This window comes from Brevibacillus sp. NRRL NRS-603 (assembly GCF_003013445.1).
Classification (GTDB): domain Bacteria; phylum Bacillota; class Bacilli; order Brevibacillales; family Brevibacillaceae; genus Brevibacillus; species Brevibacillus formosus.
Genome location: NZ_PXZN01000046.1, coordinates 1 through 19,687 on the forward strand (window position 1 = coordinate 1; position 19,687 = coordinate 19,687).

At 48.2% G+C, this 19,687-nt stretch carries 21 protein-coding genes and 1 rRNA gene; 7 read left to right on the top strand and 15 right to left on the bottom strand.

What is annotated here, in order from left to right:
- Nucleotides 1–156 (bottom strand): 16S ribosomal RNA (locus tag C7R94_RS25455); the annotation flags it as partial.
- A gap of 411 nt (nucleotides 157–567) precedes the next feature.
- Between C7R94_RS25455 and C7R94_RS25460 the strand changes: the two genes are divergently transcribed.
- Complete coding sequence (locus C7R94_RS25460) at nucleotides 568–849, top strand: hypothetical protein (protein WP_015892359.1); 282 nt, start codon at nucleotides 568–570, stop codon at nucleotides 847–849.
- Between the two features lie 67 nt (nucleotides 850–916).
- Here C7R94_RS25460 and C7R94_RS25465 read toward each other — a convergent pair whose 3' ends face one another.
- From C7R94_RS25465 to C7R94_RS25475, 3 genes are read right to left on the bottom strand one after another with little or no spacing between them, the layout of a single operon-like run.
- A complete protein-coding gene (locus C7R94_RS25465) occupies nucleotides 917–1,693 on the bottom strand; it encodes a fumarylacetoacetate hydrolase family protein (RefSeq protein WP_106785469.1) in 777 nt (258 codons plus the stop codon).
- Between the two features lie 43 nt (nucleotides 1,694–1,736).
- Nucleotides 1,737–2,936 (bottom strand): tRNA uracil 4-sulfurtransferase ThiI, encoded by a 1,200-nt coding sequence (gene thiI, locus C7R94_RS25470; RefSeq protein WP_106785470.1) that lies wholly within the window; start codon nucleotides 2,934–2,936, stop codon nucleotides 1,737–1,739.
- A 25-nt stretch (nucleotides 2,937–2,961) separates the two neighbouring features.
- Nucleotides 2,962–4,131, bottom strand: coding sequence for a cysteine desulfurase family protein (locus tag C7R94_RS25475; RefSeq protein ID WP_106785471.1), 1,170 nt, complete (start codon nucleotides 4,129–4,131; stop codon nucleotides 2,962–2,964).
- A 279-nt stretch (nucleotides 4,132–4,410) separates the two neighbouring features.
- On the opposite strand from C7R94_RS25475, the gene C7R94_RS30415 reads away from it, so the two are divergent.
- Nucleotides 4,411–4,557, top strand: coding sequence for a hypothetical protein (locus C7R94_RS30415; protein WP_162837761.1), 147 nt, complete (start codon nucleotides 4,411–4,413; stop codon nucleotides 4,555–4,557).
- A 113-nt stretch (nucleotides 4,558–4,670) separates the two neighbouring features.
- On the opposite strand, the gene dapF is transcribed toward C7R94_RS30415, so the two are convergent.
- Nucleotides 4,671–5,531, bottom strand: coding sequence for a diaminopimelate epimerase (gene dapF / locus C7R94_RS25480; RefSeq protein ID WP_106785472.1), 861 nt, complete (start codon nucleotides 5,529–5,531; stop codon nucleotides 4,671–4,673).
- A gap of 144 nt (nucleotides 5,532–5,675) precedes the next feature.
- Between dapF and C7R94_RS25485 the strand changes: the two genes are divergently transcribed.
- Nucleotides 5,676–6,206 carry a DUF84 family protein gene (locus C7R94_RS25485; protein ID WP_106785473.1) on the top strand — a complete coding sequence of 177 codons (531 nt, stop codon included), beginning with the start codon at nucleotides 5,676–5,678 and terminating at the stop codon, nucleotides 6,204–6,206.
- Between the two features lie 65 nt (nucleotides 6,207–6,271).
- On the opposite strand, the gene C7R94_RS25490 is transcribed toward C7R94_RS25485, so the two are convergent.
- Nucleotides 6,272–6,853, bottom strand: a complete 582-nt coding sequence (locus C7R94_RS25490) for a DUF1700 domain-containing protein (RefSeq protein WP_106785474.1) — start codon at nucleotides 6,851–6,853, stop codon at nucleotides 6,272–6,274.
- Nucleotides 6,854–6,950: 97 nt separating this feature from the next.
- Between C7R94_RS25490 and C7R94_RS25495 the strand changes: the two genes are divergently transcribed.
- Nucleotides 6,951–7,541, top strand: a complete 591-nt coding sequence (locus tag C7R94_RS25495) for a hypothetical protein (protein ID WP_106785475.1) — start codon at nucleotides 6,951–6,953, stop codon at nucleotides 7,539–7,541.
- Between the two features lie 61 nt (nucleotides 7,542–7,602).
- On the opposite strand, the gene C7R94_RS25500 is transcribed toward C7R94_RS25495, so the two are convergent.
- Nucleotides 7,603–7,827: a DUF1540 domain-containing protein gene (locus tag C7R94_RS25500; RefSeq protein WP_106785476.1), complete on the bottom strand. Its 225-nt coding sequence runs from the start codon at nucleotides 7,825–7,827 to the stop codon at nucleotides 7,603–7,605.
- 100 nt (nucleotides 7,828–7,927) lie between these two features.
- Here C7R94_RS25500 and C7R94_RS25505 point away from each other — a divergent pair, with 100 nt between their 5' ends.
- Entirely contained in the window at nucleotides 7,928–8,707 is a 780-nt protein-coding gene (locus C7R94_RS25505; RefSeq protein WP_199197962.1) for an SDR family NAD(P)-dependent oxidoreductase, read from the top strand.
- On the opposite strand, the gene C7R94_RS25510 is transcribed toward C7R94_RS25505, so the two are convergent.
- Together C7R94_RS25510 and C7R94_RS25515 are read right to left on the bottom strand one after the other, a co-directional pair.
- Complete coding sequence (locus C7R94_RS25510) at nucleotides 8,684–9,940, bottom strand: MFS transporter (protein WP_106785478.1); 1,257 nt, start codon at nucleotides 9,938–9,940, stop codon at nucleotides 8,684–8,686. The genes C7R94_RS25505 and C7R94_RS25510 overlap by 24 nt on opposite strands.
- Nucleotides 9,941–10,061: 121 nt before the next feature.
- Nucleotides 10,062–11,285 carry an MFS transporter gene (locus tag C7R94_RS25515; RefSeq protein ID WP_106785479.1) on the bottom strand — a complete coding sequence of 408 codons (1,224 nt, stop codon included), beginning with the start codon at nucleotides 11,283–11,285 and terminating at the stop codon, nucleotides 10,062–10,064.
- 164 nt (nucleotides 11,286–11,449) lie between these two features.
- Between C7R94_RS25515 and C7R94_RS25520 the strand changes: the two genes are divergently transcribed.
- Both C7R94_RS25520 and C7R94_RS25525 read left to right on the top strand, forming a co-directional pair.
- Nucleotides 11,450–12,184, top strand: coding sequence for a transcriptional regulator (locus C7R94_RS25520; protein ID WP_106785480.1), 735 nt, complete (start codon nucleotides 11,450–11,452; stop codon nucleotides 12,182–12,184).
- A 104-nt stretch (nucleotides 12,185–12,288) separates the two neighbouring features.
- Nucleotides 12,289–13,233, top strand: coding sequence for an MFS transporter (locus C7R94_RS25525; RefSeq protein WP_233220667.1), 945 nt, complete (start codon nucleotides 12,289–12,291; stop codon nucleotides 13,231–13,233).
- A 68-nt stretch (nucleotides 13,234–13,301) separates the two neighbouring features.
- Here C7R94_RS25525 and C7R94_RS25530 read toward each other — a convergent pair whose 3' ends face one another.
- From C7R94_RS25530 to C7R94_RS25555, 6 genes are read right to left on the bottom strand one after another with little or no spacing between them, the layout of a single operon-like run.
- Nucleotides 13,302–14,738: a serine hydrolase gene (locus C7R94_RS25530; protein ID WP_106785481.1), complete on the bottom strand. Its 1,437-nt coding sequence runs from the start codon at nucleotides 14,736–14,738 to the stop codon at nucleotides 13,302–13,304.
- A 32-nt stretch (nucleotides 14,739–14,770) separates the two neighbouring features.
- A complete protein-coding gene (menC, locus tag C7R94_RS25535) occupies nucleotides 14,771–15,883 on the bottom strand; it encodes an o-succinylbenzoate synthase (protein WP_106785482.1) in 1,113 nt (370 codons plus the stop codon).
- Entirely contained in the window at nucleotides 15,864–16,871 is a 1,008-nt protein-coding gene (locus tag C7R94_RS25540; RefSeq protein WP_047071984.1) for an ABC transporter ATP-binding protein, read from the bottom strand. The genes menC and C7R94_RS25540 overlap by 20 nt, the downstream gene beginning before the upstream one ends.
- Entirely contained in the window at nucleotides 16,868–17,857 is a 990-nt protein-coding gene (locus C7R94_RS25545; protein WP_088908700.1) for an ABC transporter ATP-binding protein, read from the bottom strand. The genes C7R94_RS25540 and C7R94_RS25545 overlap by 4 nt, the downstream gene beginning before the upstream one ends.
- Before the next feature lie 23 nt (nucleotides 17,858–17,880).
- Nucleotides 17,881–18,735: an ABC transporter permease gene (locus tag C7R94_RS25550; RefSeq protein WP_047071980.1), complete on the bottom strand. Its 855-nt coding sequence runs from the start codon at nucleotides 18,733–18,735 to the stop codon at nucleotides 17,881–17,883.
- A gap of 15 nt (nucleotides 18,736–18,750) precedes the next feature.
- A complete protein-coding gene (locus tag C7R94_RS25555) occupies nucleotides 18,751–19,671 on the bottom strand; it encodes an ABC transporter permease (RefSeq protein ID WP_106785483.1) in 921 nt (306 codons plus the stop codon).
- Nucleotides 19,672–19,687 lie beyond the last annotated feature (16 nt).

Sequence of the window (19,687 nt, forward strand, 5' to 3'; positions counted from 1 at the left end):
TAGCATAAGTTTCCCTATGTTATCCCAGTCTGAGAGGCAGGTTGCCTACGTGTTACTCACCCGTCCGCCGCTAGCCTCCGAAGAGACTCGCTCGACTTGCATGTATTAGGCACGCCGCCAGCGTTCGTCCTGAGCCAGGATCAAACTCTCCAATAAAGTTTGTTACTGGTTCAAAGCTGGCAAATCATTTCATGATAGACTCATTAACGCTTTCGCTGTTCAGTTTTCAAGGAACATTTTGTGTTGTTCGCCCAAAAGCGACTTTTCTATCTTATCATATCGCATCCGTTTTGGCAAGAGGTTTTTTCGACCATTTTGCTTTGTTCAGCAGCGACAAGATCTAATATAACAAAATCACCAGATATAAGTCAAGTGTTTTTCTCACTTTTTTAATGATGATTTTTCATTTGTATTGATTGTTTCGAACAGAATTTAAATATAAATGAAATAAGTGACGGAGTCAATAGGAAAAACGAATAGCGATTCTCTTTTTATTTCACACTATAAACGCTTGGCATTTTAGCTGTGTACCCGTGAAGTATCCAACAAATAAACGGCGGTGTTACTATGGATCCAAAACCAACCTATGAAGAATACGAAAACGATCATTACAGTGAATTATCTACTGTAGAGTCGCAGCGCAATGAAATCCTTCAGGAAGAATTCCCTGAGGGGCCATTTGGGGCTGCCACGAACGAAGCTCGCTTAGGGAAAGCAACAGGCTGGGAGCCTGGACAGCATTCCACTACCACTCGCTTTACTTACGAAACAAGGCTGATGCATCAAGACCTTCCTAGACAAGACCCATCGGCGCACCCCATTCATGATGACCCAAACGAAGAAGAATAAAATAAAAGACCAAGCCCCCCACTTCAAACAAGCAGGGGGCTTGGTCGATCTTACTAAGAATATATGACTACTCCTCAGCAACTACATGAGTCGTTAAGGTTCCGATCCCCTCAATGGTTACCGAAATTTCATCACCTGGAACAAGCTCACCTACACCAGATGGAGTCCCAGTTAAAATAACATCGCCAGGACGAAGCGTCATGACCGCCGATACAGCCTCGATCAGCTGCGGGATCGAAAAAATCAGTTGGTCTGTGCGAGCATCCTGACGAACTTCCCCGTTTACTCGTGTCACGATACGCAAATTATGATAATCCAGCTTGGCCGCTATAGCAGGTCCGAGCGGGCAAAACGTATCAAAGCCTTTTGCCCGCGTCCATTGCCCATCGCTCATTTGTAGATCGCGCGCAGTCACATCAATCGCACAAGTGAATCCCAAAATATAATCATCTGCATCCGCAGCCTTGATCTTCTTAGCCTCTTTCTTAATCACCACGGCGAGCTCGCCTTCATAATGAAGGTTCTGCGTCAGCTTTGGATAGACGATGGGTTCGCCAGGCCCAATGACAGTGGTTGATGGCTTCAAAAACATCAACGGTTCTTCTGGCAGGTCAATCCCCATCTCAGCCGCATGGTCTCGGTAATTCAATCCGATGCATATGACCTTGCTTGGATCACTTGGCGCCTTCAACGTGACCTCATCCAAAGGCAGCTCAAGGCCCGTCATGATCGGTTTTGCCGTATGAATTTTGTAAATGTCCCCTTCAATCACGCGTACTTTGTGATCCTCTTCCACCATCCAGCCATGCTTCACCTTACCATTGCGCTCATAACGGATTATCATGGTTCCTTCTCCCCCGTGTCGCGAGTTTCTCTATAACTTATAGTTAGAACAGGTCGGTTGTCGTTTCTTTTGGCTTCGTTGTAATCTCTTCGATTTCAGTCCGCGCTACAGCATCCGCTACTAACGCTTCTACATCCAGCGCTTCCTCAAATTTTGCGGCGAGGCGAGGCTTCGGTCTTGTCACAGGATTTTTCGGTGTAAACACTGTGCAGCAGTCTTCATACGGCAAAATAGACAGCTCGTACGTATCGATTTGGCGAGAAATGTCCACAATGTCTACCTTGTCCATGGCGACGAGTGGTCGCAGGATCGGAATTGAAATGACCTTGTTGATCGTGTCCATGCTTTCCAAGGTTTGCGATGCGACTTGTCCGAGGCTTTCCCCTGTTGCGAGTGCCTTGGCATTGGTATTTTCCGCTACGCGTTCCGAAATGCGCATCATGAAACGACGCATAATAGTGATCAAATAATCTTCTGGGCATTTTTCACGAATGGCAGTTTGAATCTCGGTAAACGGTACGACGTGGAGACGGACAGTTCCTCCCCATTTCGTCAACTTATGAGCCAAGTCACGTACCTTTTGCAAAGCGCGCTCGCTCGTAAACGGATAGCTGTGGAAATGAATCGCTTCAAGCGTCACACCACGCTTCAGCATCATCCAACCCGCTACAGGACTGTCGATACCGCCTGAGAGAAGCAGCAATACTTTTCCACTCACCCCAACTGGCAAACCACCTGGTCCCGGGATGGTTTCACAACTAATGTACGTACCCTCCGTACGAATTTCTACATTCACAACCATATCCGGCTCGTGCAAATCTACACTGATAGCTGGAAGGGCACGCAAGATGTGTGTTGCCACCATGCGGTTCACTTCCATCGATTGAATTGGATAGCGTTTATCTGCGCGACGAGAAACCACGCGGAAGGTACGCGGCTGAGGGTCCATTTGACGGACCAGCTCCAGCGCTTTTTCCTTGATCGTTTCAATATCAGGATCTACCTGGATCGTTGGGCTAAAGGAAGAAATGCCAAAAACGCGCTTCAACCGCTCCATAACCGCATAGGCGTCCTCGCCATGCAGCTCCACATACATCCGGCCGTAATTGCGTCGAACTTTTACTTTAAAAAATGAGCGCAGTACGTTTCTCACGCTTTTGACAAGAGCTTCTTCGAATTGATCGCGGTTTTTACCTTTGAGCGCCAACTCACCATAACGAATTAAAATAACATCGTAGTTCATGTTTATCTCCTTTTAGTTGTCCACACTATTTTCTATGAGCAGGGGCAGGTTGTTGTTTGATATAAGTTCGAAGCACACTGACGCATTCCTCTAACGCCTTCAAAAACTGCTGAATGTCCTCCGCTGTATTTTCCCGGCCCAGACTGATTCGCAGAGAGGACAACGCGCAATCCCGCTCGATCCCAATCGCAGTCAGTACTCTGCTCGGCTCATTGACTTTGGATGAGCACGCCGACTTAGTGGATATCAGAAAGCCTTTCTCCTCCAAAGCATGCAACAGGACTTCCGCTTTTACTCCTGGTACTGATAAGTTCATAATATGGGGAGCCGTATTCGCTTCCGGGGTATTCACAATGCAACCTTCAATCGTTGCAATCCCTTCACGAAGCTGTTGATTCAAATTTTGCAGCCTGATCATCTCGACGCTGCCCAGTTCTTCTAGAATCCGAATTGCTTTTGCCATACCGGCGATGGCTGGGAGGTTTTCCGTTCCTGAGCGAACTCCGCCTTCTTGACCGCCACCCATCATCAACGGGTGAATGATCAAGCCTTCTCGTTTATACAAAATGCCGACTCCTCTGGGGCCGTAAAATTTGTGCGCAGAGACGCTCAACAGATCAATCCCTGAATCCTTGATCCGCAAAGGAACTTTCCCAATTCCTTGGACAGCATCGACGTGAAACAAGACTTTCGGGAATTGCTTTAACCATTGTCCGATCTCCAGGATCGGTTGAATGGTTCCCAACTCGTTGTTCACATGCATGACCGATACGAGAATCGTATCCGGACGCATTGCCTTTTGAACAGCTTCTACCGATACGCGGCCTTCACGATCAACCGGCAGATACGTCACAGTAAATCCCAGGCCTTCCAACTGCTTGCAAACATCGTAAACAGCCGGATGCTCTACCTGCGTCGTAATAATATGTTTCCCTCTGTTTTGATATTGAAAGGCTACACCCTTGATTGCCGTATTATTACTCTCCGTACCACCTGAAGTGAAAATCACTTCACTTTCTTTACAGCCCAAATACTGAGCGGCAACCTTTCGCGCCTGCTTCAGTACATTTTCCGCCTCTACTCCTTTTTGATGCAAAGAAGACGGGTTTCCATAGTAGCTTTCCATCGCGCGTCTAACGGTTTCAATCACTTGAGGATGAGGCCGGGTAGTCGCACTGTTGTCCAAGTAAATCACCAGCGGTACACACCTTCCTAAGGGCAAGATGCCCGAATACTACGCTTCATCATAACATGACTTTTCGTAAAGGACATACAAAGTATTACACTTCTCGACCTTATTTTTCCCAGAGTGCGTTGATCGCAAAAGACCAAAACAGACAATCTGAACAACCGTTCACAGACTATTCACTGATAAAGCGCTTACATCAAAATATAGGCTATTTACATTGTTTTGGCCTTTCGTTAGAATAGTCAATAAATTTAGATAAAAAACAACAACAAGGAGAGAACCACCATGACAGCACAAGCTATGCAAGAAGAAATCAAGAAGATGGAAGCCGAATTGAAAAGACTGCAAGCGGAACTTACGAAGATGAACAAAAATACCCCTCAGTACGACCGCACGGAAGTCGCATACCTAAATGAGGTGTACAACGCGTGACGCTCATTCGAATTCGATAGCGTGGTGACGGCATGAAGGATTCGCCGTGACCACGCTATTTTTTGTAAAAAAACCGCTCCTGTCGATTTCGACGGAACGGTTTTGGCTTGCTGTTATTTAAACGGGATCTCCCCCAAATACGTACCAGAAAAAACTTCAGTAGCCGGCCCCGTCATATACACTCGGTTATCCGCTTCCTTCCATTCAATAAAGAGATCGCCTCCTGCCAGGTGAACAGTGACCTTTCTATCGGTCTTTCCACTCAGGTGGGCAGCTACAGCAGCAGCGCAAGCTCCTGTCCCACAGGCAAGCGTTACACCTGATCCCCTCTCCCAAACACGGAAAAGAATTTCCTCCTGATTCAATATTTGGATAAATTCGACGTTGGTTCGCTCAGGAAACCATTGGTGATACTCGATCATTGGCCCGTAGTGGCGAACATCTTCTTCCTTCACTTCATCCACAAAAAGGATGACATGAGGATTACCCATCGAAACAGCCGTCATCGTAAATGAGGTTCCATCGACCTCGATTACCTCTTCTCGCGCTTGCTCTTCAGGAATGCCTGTCATCGGAATCGCTGCTCGCTCAAAACGAGGCTCTCCCATATCTATCGTTACTTGATCGACCTTACCATCTGCTCCTAGCGATACAACAGGAGTGACGGTCCCTCCCAACGTCTCCACGGTAAACGTTGTTTGCTGAGTTAAACCGTGATCGTATACGTACTTGCTCACACAGCGCAAGCCGTTTCCGCAATTTTTTGCTTCGCTGCCATCATTGTTAAAGACCCGCATGCGAAAATCTGCCCGATCAGATGGCATAATGAGGATCAGTCCATCGCCCCCAATGCCAAAATTCCGATCACTCACCCTTCTAGCCAATTCGGGTAAATCTACACGCGACAAGTCTTCCTCAAAACAGTTGACGTAAACGTAATCATTACCCAAGCCATGCAGCTTCGTAAATTTCATCGTCCACTCCTCTTTCTCTTTCGTATGCTAGGTCTGCCTCTTTATCTATGCCTATTATCTTACCACAACCTAAGGAATCGCGGTCGAATCAAAAGGTGGTATACTACCACTAGCATCTTTGATGGAAAGAGGTGGAACAAGCTGTTGGATTATCATATTTTCCGCTATGCACTCGGAACGAAAAATGAAGCAAAACGTCTCGCGGTTCAAAAAGCAACTGGCACGGAGCCTTTCTGCATATCCGTCCCCTCAGGCGTAGCGGCTCAGCCAATGAGTGAAGAAGAAACGATTACTGGAGCGATCAATCGGGCAAAAGCTGCACGTAGTCAAACCCCAGAAGCAGACATTGGGCTAGGCTTGGAAGGCGGACTTATGTACGATGAGCAGTTTACAAAGCAGTGGTATTTGATTTCTATCTGCGCGGCGTGGAATGGAAGTGAGCTATTTATTGGAAAGGGGTTGGCTTTTCCTATCCCGAATCATGCCGTTCACCGAATTCAGCAGGAGCAAATTGAGCTCAGTACGATCATAGATGAATGGGGGAAAACCGTGGGCAGTAATCATCGCGGCGGCGCCTATTCCCTCTTAACGGATAATCGCGTACGTCGTTCCGATGTGTTTTCTGACGCCGTGATCGCAGCCATTACGCCTTTTGTTTCCTCTTTGTACAAATAGCAGTGGCGCAACTAAAAAACCCTCTCCGGCAAAAAGAACTGGAGAGGGTTTACAGTTTGATGCTTTTAGCGAGCCGTATAATACGGGTAGATGACTAATGCGCCCAAAATGGCAACAGCACCTATAATCATCGCCCAGACTCCCAGCGTCTTCGAGTTGCGTCGATACGCCAGATAGCCAAGCACCATACCAATTGGAGCCACCAAGTACGGCATGAGAAACAGGGACAGGATCGATAAGCCCAAGCCAGTCATCCCGATACCTCTGGCCCCATTTTCCTGGTTTTCCTCGTCTGTGTCGATCTCACGTGTGGCACGATTGGTCGGAAACGGCTCGGCAATTTCCGCCGCCGCTTCGATGTCGTCATCTCTGACTTCGGCAACCGGTGAACGGTCCTCTTTTGTCAAAACAACGTCATCCAAACGCTCCGAAAAGTCCTTTCGCTCCTCATCCAGCTCGCCTGAATAGCGCTCTGTCAAGGAATGGGGGTCATAGTGAATCCTGCGCCTCGACCGATCTTCCTCTTCATCAAAGACGGCCTGTGTCCAAGTATTCGCTGCAAACTCCCTGTCGTGCTGATCAACCGTCTCGGAAAAACCGGTGTCTTCCTTCCGCTTCGCATCATTACGTTCGTGTCGATCCAACATAGCATGCTCAGCCCCTTTTTTGGTAAAGGATTAATTAAGTGAAGGAAGTAGCCTTATTGTCTGCCTACGTTGTACAATTTAAACGGGAGGCGAGAGAATGAAACCAGACAAAATCCTAACCATTGGCATTGATATTGACGGTACAGTCACATCACCCAGCAGTATTGTTCCGTTGATGAATGAGAGCTTTGGAAGAGATTTACGATATGAAGATTGTGTGGAATACAATTTAGCCAACGTGTATCAAATCACGGACGCAGAGTTTGAAATGTGGCTGGATCAAAATGGGGAGCGCCTATATGATGGTGCGCCTGTTCATGGAATTGCCGATCAGGTTTTGCGCGATTGGTTTACCTCCCACAAGCTGGTATATATAAGTGCTCGTGAGGATCGTCACCGCGATGTGACCTTACAATGGTTCGCTCGCTACAATATCCCTCATCATGAAGTGGATTTGATTGGGAGCCACGACAAGCTGTCAGCTGCCCGCAAATGGGGCGTGGACCTTTTTTTGGAGGATCGTCTGGAGAACGCTTTGCAATTGTCAGAAGCGCTGCAAATTCCTGTGTTCTTGTTTAACACTCCTTATAATCAGGCTTCTCTTCCTCCACTCGTCCATCGAGTCACTGCTTGGGAAGAAGTTGCCCAAAAAGTCAACGAGCTTTTCCCAGCTAAGACAAGCGTATAGGTTGAATAGCAAAAAGACGTATCACCTTAATGGGATACGTCCTTTTTGCGCCGAAGCATCGTTACTCCTTCTCTGATTTCCTCGGCTTAAACGTCAGACAACAGGTCTCAGACGAAGTGGACGCCTGATCCTTATGCTGCGTATTTTGACCGAACTCACCTGCAAACTCTTCTTTCAAGTTCACAGTTGCGTGAGCGTCAATCTCTACCATGATTTCTTCGGCGCTGCAAAGATTGCCCTTCGCCCAGTACTCACAGTTTGCTACAGAACATTTTACTGCTGGCATGTGCATTCACCCCCTAGAGGCTAGCCTTCACATCAACTCAGGGGCTTATACTTTGCCATTTACAATGGAAACAAACTCTATAAAGAAAGAAGAGAATGACATGTCGATTCCCCGTATTGTTGTCATCACCGGGGCTTCTGGTGGTCTTGGTCTAGCTTTGACTCAACTTCATTTGGAAAAAGGAGACTGTGTCATTGCCACAAGCCGGAAAACGATTACCCAGGAACTCGTTTCGTTACAAAAAGATTATCCTGATCGGCTCCATCATTACCTGTTGGACGTCAGCAGCAACGAAGACATTCGGCAGTTCGCTGCATGGGTGCACATCCGCTTCGAACGTTGCGATTTTCTTTACAACAATGCCGGGATGGCCGTCTTTGAACCACTTATCGAAATGCGCGTAGAGGAGCTGGAAGAAACACTGCGAACGAATATTTCCGGTGTTCTCTACATGACCCGTGCCTTTTTGCCGATGATGCTCCAACATAAGCAAGGTCATATTATCACGGTTGCCTCACTTGCTGGACAGGTCGCTACAGCCAAAGCTGCGGTATATGCTGCCAGCAAAGCAGCTGTCATCCGCTTTAGTGAAGGATTGCGCCACGAGCTTCAAGGCAGTGGAATCGCTGTGACGTGTGCAATGCCAGGGCCGATCGACACACCCTTTTTGGATAAGGCAGACAAAACGGGTAGCTATCGCAGTAAAGTAAGTCGGTATTTGTTGACACCGGAACAAACGGCAAGGGCCATTTATCGAGCAGCAGAAGCAAAACGTCCGGAGGTTGCCATGCCATTTCGTCTGCATGCGCTCTCCCGCATCTACTTCCTATTGCCTCAGTGGCTAAAACACCTCGTCTCACCTCTCATCAATCGGAAGTGATGAGGAATCCTCCAAGTTTTTCAATGCCCCGAATGCAAGGATACCGAAAATGATACATACGGCTGCTCCGGCTCCAATGATCCCTTGAACGCCCAGGAAGGGTATGAGGAAGCCAGAGACAGCCGCTCCCGCCGGCATTCCTGTCCCCGTAATCGTGCGAACGCTGGTTAATACCCGCCCCAAGAGAGCATCGGGCACCTGCTTTTGCAGATAGCTTCTATACATGATGTTATAGGGAGCAAAGCAAAAGCCCGCCACAACCATCGAAGCCATCGCGATCTCCAGCCTTGAGAATAAAGCGATTGGCAATGTGGTTAATCCCCACGCCACGATAATCCCTGCTAGCGTCGAACCCAACGGAAGTTTCCACGTAACCGTCGAAAAGAAGAGAGAGCCTAGTAATGCCCCGATTGCCAAAGAAGACCACAGCATCCCTAACGCAACAGATCCTCCTGCCAAATCCTGATTCGCATACAGTGGTAGCGCAATTTCAATCGGGCCATACGACATGTTAAACAAAAACGTAAAGAAAACAAGAATGATCAATTGCTTGCGTCCAAATATGTAGCGATACCCTGTTCGCATGTCACTCCAGAGAGAACGAAAGAAGACTCCCATTTGACCTTTTGCAATCGCTGTAGGATTCGCGCTTTTTGTCAGCTCACGCGGCAACCGGGAGAAGCAGAATGCACATACAAAAAAGCTTGCCGCATCAATCAACAGAACATAAGCTTCCCCAATCAACCCAATTAAAACACCCGCGAGTGCCGGGCCAAACATATATACAATTTGCCATTGCGTTTCCATCACACCATTCGCTTTGACCAATTGATTTTTGTCCGAGACAATTCTAGGCAACAAAGTTTGCGCCCCAGCTGTGCTCAACGGAGAAAGGATTCCTGCAATCACAATCAGTACGTATATCACCAACAAGGGAACTTGATCGATCTGCAATAATGCGACCAACGCTATAAAAATAAGTCCTCGCGCCATATTGTCCATCATGATGAGCTTGCGTCGATCAAATCGATCCAGCAAAACTCCCGCTACTAAACCAGCAAAAACAGCAGGGAGCATATATGCGAGAACGACCCCACCCATTGCAGCAGGTGAGCCTGTTTTCTTCATGACAAACCACGTCAAGCCCATCCAGCCAAATTGATCCCCCAGACTAGATAAGAACATCCCCAGCCAATACCAACGAAATGAACGCTGCCGCCATAATTCCTTCATGCTGCATCTTCCTTTTTCTCTATTTTCCATTCATTGTATAATTAGATTCATACTTTTTCAATAATTATATTTATTATATATAAAAGTTTCATTTTATATAAAAAAAGAACCTCTGCTCCCATTAAGCAGAGGAATCTATCCTGACGTCTGCGATCCTTTGCAACTTGCGACGGCTCCAAAGCCACAGGAGTCCTGCTGCAACCCCAAAGAAACCAAGCCACACGGAGACAGCAGCACTCCCGACCTGCTCCGCAGTGAAACCGAGAATCAAGCAGCTCGCAGAAAAGCTTCCCATGGTCGCCATTTCCCGAATGGAAAAAACGCGAGCCAGATAAGCAGGATCAGACAGCCGCTGAAGCTTTGTCACAGACAATATCGATGAGCTAAACTGAGCCGTTGATGCAAAGAGGATAGCGATTGCCAGTCCAAGTAGTGGTTTCGTATGAAACACGGCGACAATCGAGCATCCCATCGCAACGAGTGCCCAGCCTTGGACACGCCATGTTGCTTTTTCACTCAGGTTGTCAGACAGCTTGTTCACGGCAATCCCAGCGATCACGCCCCCGAGTCCCAAAGGAATATCCAAGAGTCCGAATACATACAAGCCCTCTCCACGCTCCGTAAGAACATAGTACATCAGCATAATGTAATAGGCCCCACATACCCGTTCCGCCATCTGGTAGCCGATCACACTTGCAATTTCCCGATGCTTGCCGATATAGCGGAAGCCCTCATTTAGCCTTTCCATAAAAGGTACAGACGCTTTCGATGCAACAGAGTTGGCGATATGCGGGAGCGGTAGCAAGATGAACAACGACAACAAATAACAGGCGGCATCAAGCAAAAAGTTGTAACGGTAAGAGAACAAGTAAACCAGAACTGCTGCCACACCCTGACAAACAATAATGAGAAACGAAGTCGTCCCCTGCAAAAGGGAATTGGCAGCCAGTCTATCCTTTTCCTCCACGGATTGTACGATCGCGACTTGCATGGCTGGTTGGAAAAAAGCACTGCAAATATTGACCAGAATCAATAACAAAAAAGCCACCCATAAGTAGGTCGCAGATGTGATGAAGAAAAACAAACTGACGAGAATGCCGCGAAGCAGATTGACGACAATCATGACCCGCCGTTTATCCCAATTCTCCACAAGCGTCCCTGCGAAAAAGCTGGCAAATACATAGGGGATCATGCGAAACACAGTCCCTGCCGCAAAAGAAAGTCCCGATCCACTTAAATCATGTAAAAGTCCAACGACCGCAATAAATGTAAATTCATTTCCGATGATGTGTACAATGTGGGCCGTATACAAACGGCGAAAGACGGGATGTTGCAAGATCGCCACAGGAATGCACCCTCTCACCGTTTTCAATATTGTAGCATTTGTCGAAAAATAAGCGCAAATCAATCTTGCGAAGTGGATCGTTTTGTTGTTACAACACGTTCAAATAAAACTGAACGTCTAAAAATAATAAAACATTCACGTTCAGCGAAACGAGGTTGATCGACTTGAAACGATACGTAGTTGTGGAAACTTTGGATCAATTAAAAGCTGTCAGCGATTCCTTGCGCCTACAGATCATCACGATGCTGGTCAAGGAGGAATACACAGGCAAGCAGCTCGCGACCCTTCTCTCCCTTTCTCCCTCTAAGGTGCATTATCACCTGAAGGAATTGGAAAACCACGGCTTCGTTGAGGTCGTGCGTACGGAAGAAAAGAACGGGATCGTGCAAAAGTTTTATCGGGCTGTTGCTTACGATTTCAAGGTTAGTGAAGATTTGCTGCCCTCCCTGCGCGAAGACAGTATCCTGTTGCAGGAAACGATGCTAAATCACCTGCGCTCCAGTATGAATCGCCTGTATAACGCACCAGACGAGTCATTCATGCTCTTTTCGGATCAAGAGGATCGTCCTCCTGCCATTGCAGTTAACTCTGAAGTGAAAGCACCTCGGAAAGAAATAGTTGCTTGGCTCAATAAATATAAGGCTTTACTTGAGGAGCTGTCCGAAATGGAAGATCGCTACTTAGAGAGGATTGCTGCTGGAGAAGCGGAGGATACGGTTGAAAACTTTTACATGGTCACGGTCGGGTTCATGACGAATGTACGTTACTACGTCGCAGAAGACGATTCCTTGCCAGATAACTATGAGCACCAAAAGTCTGAATTCAAGCATTTCACCGGCAAAATTGTGGTGAAGAAAAAGAAGGGGGAAGATGGAGATGAGCACGCTGGCGACAAATAATTCCCTTTGGAAAAATGGATCGTTTGTCCGGTTATGGTGCGGCACTTTATTTTCGGCAATGGCTGACGGAGCTTTCTTCATCCTGCTCAACTGGTATATCGTGAATGCCATGGGCTCAGGGGCAATCCTCGGCACGACTTTGTCTTGTCTCTCGAGAACAACTTGCGCCAGCTAACAGCTTAATGGAACTATGCCATCAGATTAGCTTGGTTGCCGGACCGATAATTACGGCCTTATTCATTGGAACCGTTAGTTACCCGATCATGTTTATGATCTTGGCATGCACCTTCTTCGTAGGAACACTCTTTGTACTCTCTCTCCATTCACACTCAAACACCAAAGACACAACTTCAGAGTCTACAACAGATTCAAAGGCACGCTCATATTTCAAGGAAATCGTCGGAGGAATTCGTTTTACGTATTCAATCCCGATCCTTGCGATTATTTTAACAACATCCCTATTCACCAACATGATGTTCTCCGGCCCAGTTAACATGATCATTCCCATTCATGTAAATGACCTCGGATGGGACGGGAGTGCTTTTAGCTCACTCATTACCTCACTTGGAGTCGGCATGATTGTCGGGGGTATGTTGACTGGATTGTTTAAAGGATTCCGTGGAAAATTTATGTTACTCCCTGTTATTCTCGGATGTATGGGAGTTGGAATCAGCTCGTATTATTTCATTGAGGAGCTTTCCTTTGGACTTGTCTCTCATTTTCTCATCGGAATGGCACTTAGTATGACGAATATTCCATTTATCACCTACATTCAAAGTACCGTCCCTGCCAACATGCTCGGTCGTGTCATGTCATTGCTTTCCTTGATGTCCGTTGGCTTCGGGCCAGTCAGCTATGCACTGTGCTCCTTTCTTCTCGCCAAAAACATCGCAACACCGGGGCATCTATTATTCTTTGGCGGTATCATATTTGCAAGTGTCAGCCTCAGCCTGTTTTTTTTCCGCTCGTTCCGGCAAATGGAGCAGCATCCGAACTGGAAAAAACCCGCAATGGAGGAGGAGCTGCTTCCTGCCACCCTTTCTTCTTAGTTTCTCCTATAAATAAAAAGAACGCGTACCACGCAAGCATGAGCTCTTGCAGGTACGCGTTTTGCTTTTTATACGGTTTGTTCTTTTTCGGCAAGGACCTTTATCAGCTGACGAGCGCCAAAGCCCATCCGCGTAACTACTCCTGCCTCATCGCGTACGAAGCGGATAAACGCATCCGTTTCTCCCCGCTTCATGACGAAGCTGTCTTCTCCCACTGAACGAAGTGGAATATTCGTTCCATTACTCTTCGCTACCAGCTCGTTCTCTTCGATTTCTACCGATACAGTAGCCCCTTCGGACGAACGGTACTCCCCGGTAAATGCAGCGAGTGCATCTACAGAAATTTCATAATCCGGATATTGGAACGGCACTGTATCCGGAGAGTGCCCATTGGTTGCGTTTAAAATTCCATGCATCAAGTCTGCCATTGGCCCGCCATCTGTGTTCATCAGTACGGCTCCTGTCAGACCCCGCTCCGGTAAAACAAAAATTTGTGCCGCAACTCCCTTGATCGCTCCTCCGTGCTCAATGAGTGTTCCATCATGGCAATTGGCTACAAACAATCCGTAGCCGTATGCCTGAAACGGCGCAATCGAGAAATGAGGCGCCGTCATGGCCTCCACACTCTCGGGTGAGAGCAAACGATTCTCGCCAACCAATCCACCTGTTCTGAATATTTCCGTATAACGCAATAGATCGTGAATGGTCGATTTCAGAAAACCAGCGGCACGCATCGATGGTGAATCCCACCAGGAAGGGGAACGGTATACCTCACCGCCATCCTTTGGGCTTTTTCGGGTAAACAAGGTAGCTACCTCTGCCCCCTCTGGCAAATCCTCGACGAGAAAAGCACTGTTCTTCATTCCGGCAGGCACCAAAATATGATCCTGCACAAACTGCTCGTAAGATTTCCCGCTCACTCGCTCAATAATCAGTCCGAGCATGGCATAACTATCGTTGGAGTAGCTAAACTCCGTTCCAGGCGCACCTAAAAACTCGTAATTCAGCTTGCCGATATAGGCCATGAATTCTTCTTTTGTATTGATCTCTTCCGCTTTATCGAGATCAAAAGCAAGACCGGAGCTAGAGGACAGGTCATCCCCTCCCTCCACAATGCTTTTTTTCATTGCACCCGCTAATGTATCCAAAGGAGGAAAACCTGCGGTATGTGTCATCAGATGATGGATCGTGATCTCACGGATATAAGCTTCATTAGGCGTGCGGAGCTCAGGGAGATACTTGATGACAGGATCATGAACGGATAGCTTTCCTGCGTCCTGAAGCTGCATGATGGCCACACATGTAAAGGATTTGGTCACAGAACCGATGCCAAACACCGTATCAGCGGTTAATGCTTTTGCATCCTCTGTGTTATCAGCCAAACCAAAGCCATGGAAATACCTCAGCTCTCCTTGCTCTGCCAATCCGACTGCTGTTCCTGTTACTTTTGACTCTGCAAGCAGCTTTTGCGCGTATTCCTCAAACGACTGTACCCAATCCGCCATGTTCCTTCTCCCCTTTTTCTTTAAGCTTTGGTTTAAGGCCGGAAGTTTGCCGTGCGAATCACATAATTGCCGATCGCCTCTTGGTTCAGGGTATAACCGATGCCCGGGCTATCTGGAACTGCTAATTGACCTGGGGCCATCAGCTCTACACCATTCTCCACGATGTCTTCCTCCCAGTAACGGCTGGAGGCGGCTGTATCACCTGGGATCGTAAAATTCGGCAAAGAAGTAATCGCAATGTTGTGTGCGCGGCCAACACCCGACTCAATCATGCCTCCGCACCAAACCGGAATGTCGTGTGCCTGACACAGGTCGTGAATGCGCTTGGACTCTGTTAGTCCACCGACCCTCCCCACCTTGATATTAATAATGCCGCAGCTGCCTAGCTCTATCGCTTTTCTGGCATCATCCACATTGTGAATACTTTCATCGAGGCAGATGGGTGTGGACAGCTCCCTTTGCAGCTTGGCATGATCAATAATGTCGTCATGGGCGAGTGGCTGTTCGATCATCATCAGCCCATATTGATCCAGCTCCTTCATCACATCCAAATGCTCCATCGTGTAAGCGGAGTTCGCATCTGCCATCAACGGGACACCCTCGCCAAAGCGTTCGCGGATCGCTCGAATCACTTCTACGTCAAAGCCCGGCTTGATCTTTACCTTGATCTTCTTGTAGCCCTCACCGAGGTGGCGCTCTACTTTTGCCAAAACTTGCTCGACAGTCGGTTCGATACCGATGCTGATCCCAACGTCGATGACAGATTTCTCGCCTCCTAATGCTTTGGCGAGAGAGATTCCTTTTTGCTTACTGTAGAGATCCCAGATTGCGCCTTCTAAAGCGGCCTTCGCCATGTTATTGCGGCGAATCGGGGCAAACAGCCGATCCACATCCTCCGGAGTCTCGATCTCATTCGCGAACAGCTTCGGTATCATAAACTTTTCCATCATGTGCCACACTGTCTCTGTCGTTTCTTCACTATAATAAGGGGCCGACATCGCCACACTTTCCGCGTGCCCTACCTCTCCTTCTCCATAAACACTGACCAAAATAAGCTCCTTGATGGTCGTATATCCAAAGCTCGTTTCAAAACGGAAACGAAGTGGCATGTGTAGTTGCTGCAATTCAATTCGTTCGATTTTCAATGTACTTCATCCCTTCTGTTCCATATAAATGACAAGTGACATAATGTTGCGGTGAAGCTAATGTAGCGACAGGACGCACTGTGCGGCAAATTTCCGTAGCATATGAGCACCTGGTATGAAATGCACACCCAACGGGAACATTCGCCGGAGAGGGAACATCCCCGGAAAGAACGATTCGCTCCTTCTTCCGAAACGGATTGGCTTTGGGAACCGCTGACATGAGCGCTTCTGTGTACGGATGTAACGGGCGCGTAAACAAATCCTTTTTGCTGGCGATTTCGACGATTCGTCCGAGATACATCACAGCAATTCTGTCACTGATGTGGCGAACGACACCTAGATCGTGTGAAATAAACAGATAGCTCAAGCCTAGACGTTGCTGCAAATCCTGCAAAAGATTGACGATCTGCGCCTGAATGGACACGTCCAGTGCTGAAACCGGCTCATCTGCCACGATCAATGAAGGTTCTACCGCCAGTGCGCGAGCGATCCCGATCCGCTGCCGCTGCCCCCCGCTAAACTCATGGGGAAAGCGTGTAGCGTATTGAGCATTCAGTCCGACCATCTGAAGCAACTCTTTTACTTGATCGCGCCTTTCTTTCGCCGACATCTGTGGATCTTTGACGCCTAACGCCTCCTCCAAAGCCCCTTGCACGGTCATCCGTGGATTTAACGACGCATACGGGTCCTGAAACACGATTTGCATTCGTTTGCGGAGTGGACGAAAACGTGCAGCCGACATCTCCGAAATGTTTTGCCCTTCAAATTCAATCGTTCCACCCGTCGGCTCAATGAGTCGCATGATGCTGCGACCCGTCGTTGACTTGCCACAACCGCTCTCTCCTACCAACCCAAGCGTTTCGCCTTTTCGCAACTGGAAGGAAACCCCATCGACTGCCTTAATCATTTCGTCGCTATTGCGAAACAGTCCTTTGCTAATGGGAAAATACGTCTTCAAATCATTTACCGATAACAAGATATCACTCATACCGCCATCTCCTTGTTCTCGTACAGCCAGCATCGCACGGCCTGCGTGCCTGTGCCCGTTGCCATCAGCGGCGGTTTTTCTTGGTAACATCGTTCCTCGGCCTGCGAGCAGCGGAAGCGGAATGCACACCCTTGTGTCACTTCACCCAGTAGCGGGACACTGCCTTCAATCGGATCGAGACGAAGCTTCTCCTCCTCATCCAGATCGGGGATGCAGCGTAAAAGTCCAATCGTATACGGATGCTTGGGATGCGAAAACAGACTGGCAACGTCAGCTTCCTCTACGATCTCCCCGTAGTACATCACAAGTACACGATCAGCCATTTCAGCCACGACACCCAAGTCATGCGTAATGAGCAGCAGAGAGGTATGATCGTTCTCCTTCAGATCGTTCATCAGTTCCAAAATTTGCGCTTGAATGGTCACATCCAGTGCAGTCGTCGGCTCGTCCGCGATCAATAAATCCGGGTTGCAAGCCATCGCCATCGCAATCATGACCCGCTGCTTCATCCCCCCTGAGAGCTGATGGGGGTATTCTCGCATGATGTCTTCTGCCCTCGGCACGCCCACTTTTTTGAGCATCTCAATTGCTTTTGCTTGGCGTTCCTTTTTCGATAAATCGGTATGCAGCTGATACACTTCCTCTAGCTGTCGGCCAATCGTATGGACCGGATTGAGTGACGTCATCGGCTCCTGAAAAATCATCGCGATATCTTTGCCGCGAATGTTGCGAAGTTCACCCGTACTCAACTGGTTCAATAAGATATCACGAAATCGAATGCTTCCCTCCATCTGTGCATTCGCCCGGGACAAGAGTCCCATTATCGCCAGGGACGTCACGCTTTTTCCACAGCCAGATTCGCCTACTAGCGCTACCGTCTCACCTTTTTTCAGTTGAAATGAAATGCCTTGCAGCGCTGGCAGCTCGCCTTTATCCGTCTTGAACTGCAAGCGTAAATCCTTTACTTCCAAAAGTACCTCTTTCATCAGTTTGTGCCCCCCTTCATCCATTACCTCGTTTTCGGGTCGAATGCATCCCGTAATCCGTCACCTAACAGATTGAAGCCAAGGACAACCAGCATGATGGCCAATCCAGGAAAAATGGACATCCACCAGGCCTGACTCAAGAATGCCTTGCCGACAAAAACCATGGCCCCCCACTCAGGCATCGGCGGTTGCGCACCCAGTCCGAGAAAGCTCAAGGCCGCTGCCGCCAAAATACTCACACCGAATTGAATGGTGGAAAGCACGATGATTGGGGAGAGAATATTCGGTAAAACATGTTTCAGCAAAATCTGCCAGTCCCTGATCCCCAGAGCGCGAACAGCCTCAATGTACTCTTTCTCCCTTATAGATAAGACCGCAGAGCGAACGACCCGCACATAGGACGGAATGACGGCAATCACTACCGCGATCATGGCGTTCGTTAACCCAGGACCCAAGACCGCAATGACAGCGATCGCCAGAAGCAGTGCAGGAAGTGACATGAGAATATCCATGCCCTGCATGATAAACAGATCCGCACGGCGATAATAGCCAGCGATAATACCGAGCGTTACACCTACCAAGGTAGAAAGCACAACCGTTATCAAACCCATCAGTAAGGAAATTCGCCCCCCATGCAACAAACGGGAAAAAATATCCCTGCCGAAATCATCCGTTCCGAGAAGATGAGTCAGACTCGGAGCGCTTAATCGGCTGTTAAAGTTCATTTGTTCGACAGGATGAGGGGCAATGACTGGAGCAAGAAGCGATCCCAGTGTAAAGACGATCAGAATGACCACACCCGCCATTGCTGTCTTATTGCGTCTCAGCCGTTTGCCCATCCCTCCCCAATACGACTCCGGACGATTACTGTTCAACATCCATCCGCTCCTTCCTTAGTCGAAATGGATTCGCGGATCAATCCGGCTGTAAATAAGATCCACGATCAAATTGGTTAAGGCAAAAATCAACGCCATGAAAAACACCATGCCCTGTATAGTCGGCATATCCCGTTTACCAATCGCCTCAATTGCCAGGCTGCCGATCCCTTGCAGAGAAAACACGGTTTCCACCACCACTGCTCCAGCCATGAGCGAACCGAACTGCAAGCCTAGCATCGTGACAACAGGAATAATGGCGTTCGGCAGACCGTGGCTCAAAATGATTCGGAAAAGCGCCGCTCCCTTAGCCTCGGCTGTCCGCATGTAATCCTGCTTGATGACTTCCAGCATACTGGAGCGGGTCATTCGTGCGATCATCCCTGCTTCCGCCATACCCAAGGTAATCGCTGGCAGCAACAGGGAGTGAATCCCCTCATAACCGGAAATCGGAAACAAGGCCAGCTTGTAAGCAAAAATCCAGATGAGAAACAAGGCAATCCAGAAGCCCGGTGCCGAAATACCGAGTAACGAGGTAAGCACCACAAGCCGATCGACGATAGTGTTTTGCTTGACGGCAGCAATCGTGCCCAACAAAATGCCGAATATTGCGGCAATAATTACACTAAGGATGGCAAGCTGCATGGTGATCGGAAAACGGTTGATAATCTGATCCCATACCTTTTCACCAGTGAATAACGATGTTCCCAAATCGCCCGCAAACAGGTTTCCGACAAACCGCAAGTATTGCTGCCACAGTGGTTGATCAAGACCGAGCGTCGCTCTCATTTGACTGATGGCCTCTGGTGTCGCAAACTGTCCGAGTATTTGTGTTGCGGGATCGCCCGGAATGAGGTGCACCATCAAGAAGATCAGGACGGATACGCCAAGCAGTGTACCCACCAGGGAAAGTAATCTTTTTATTACATATCGGCGCATGCCTTCACCTCCGCTG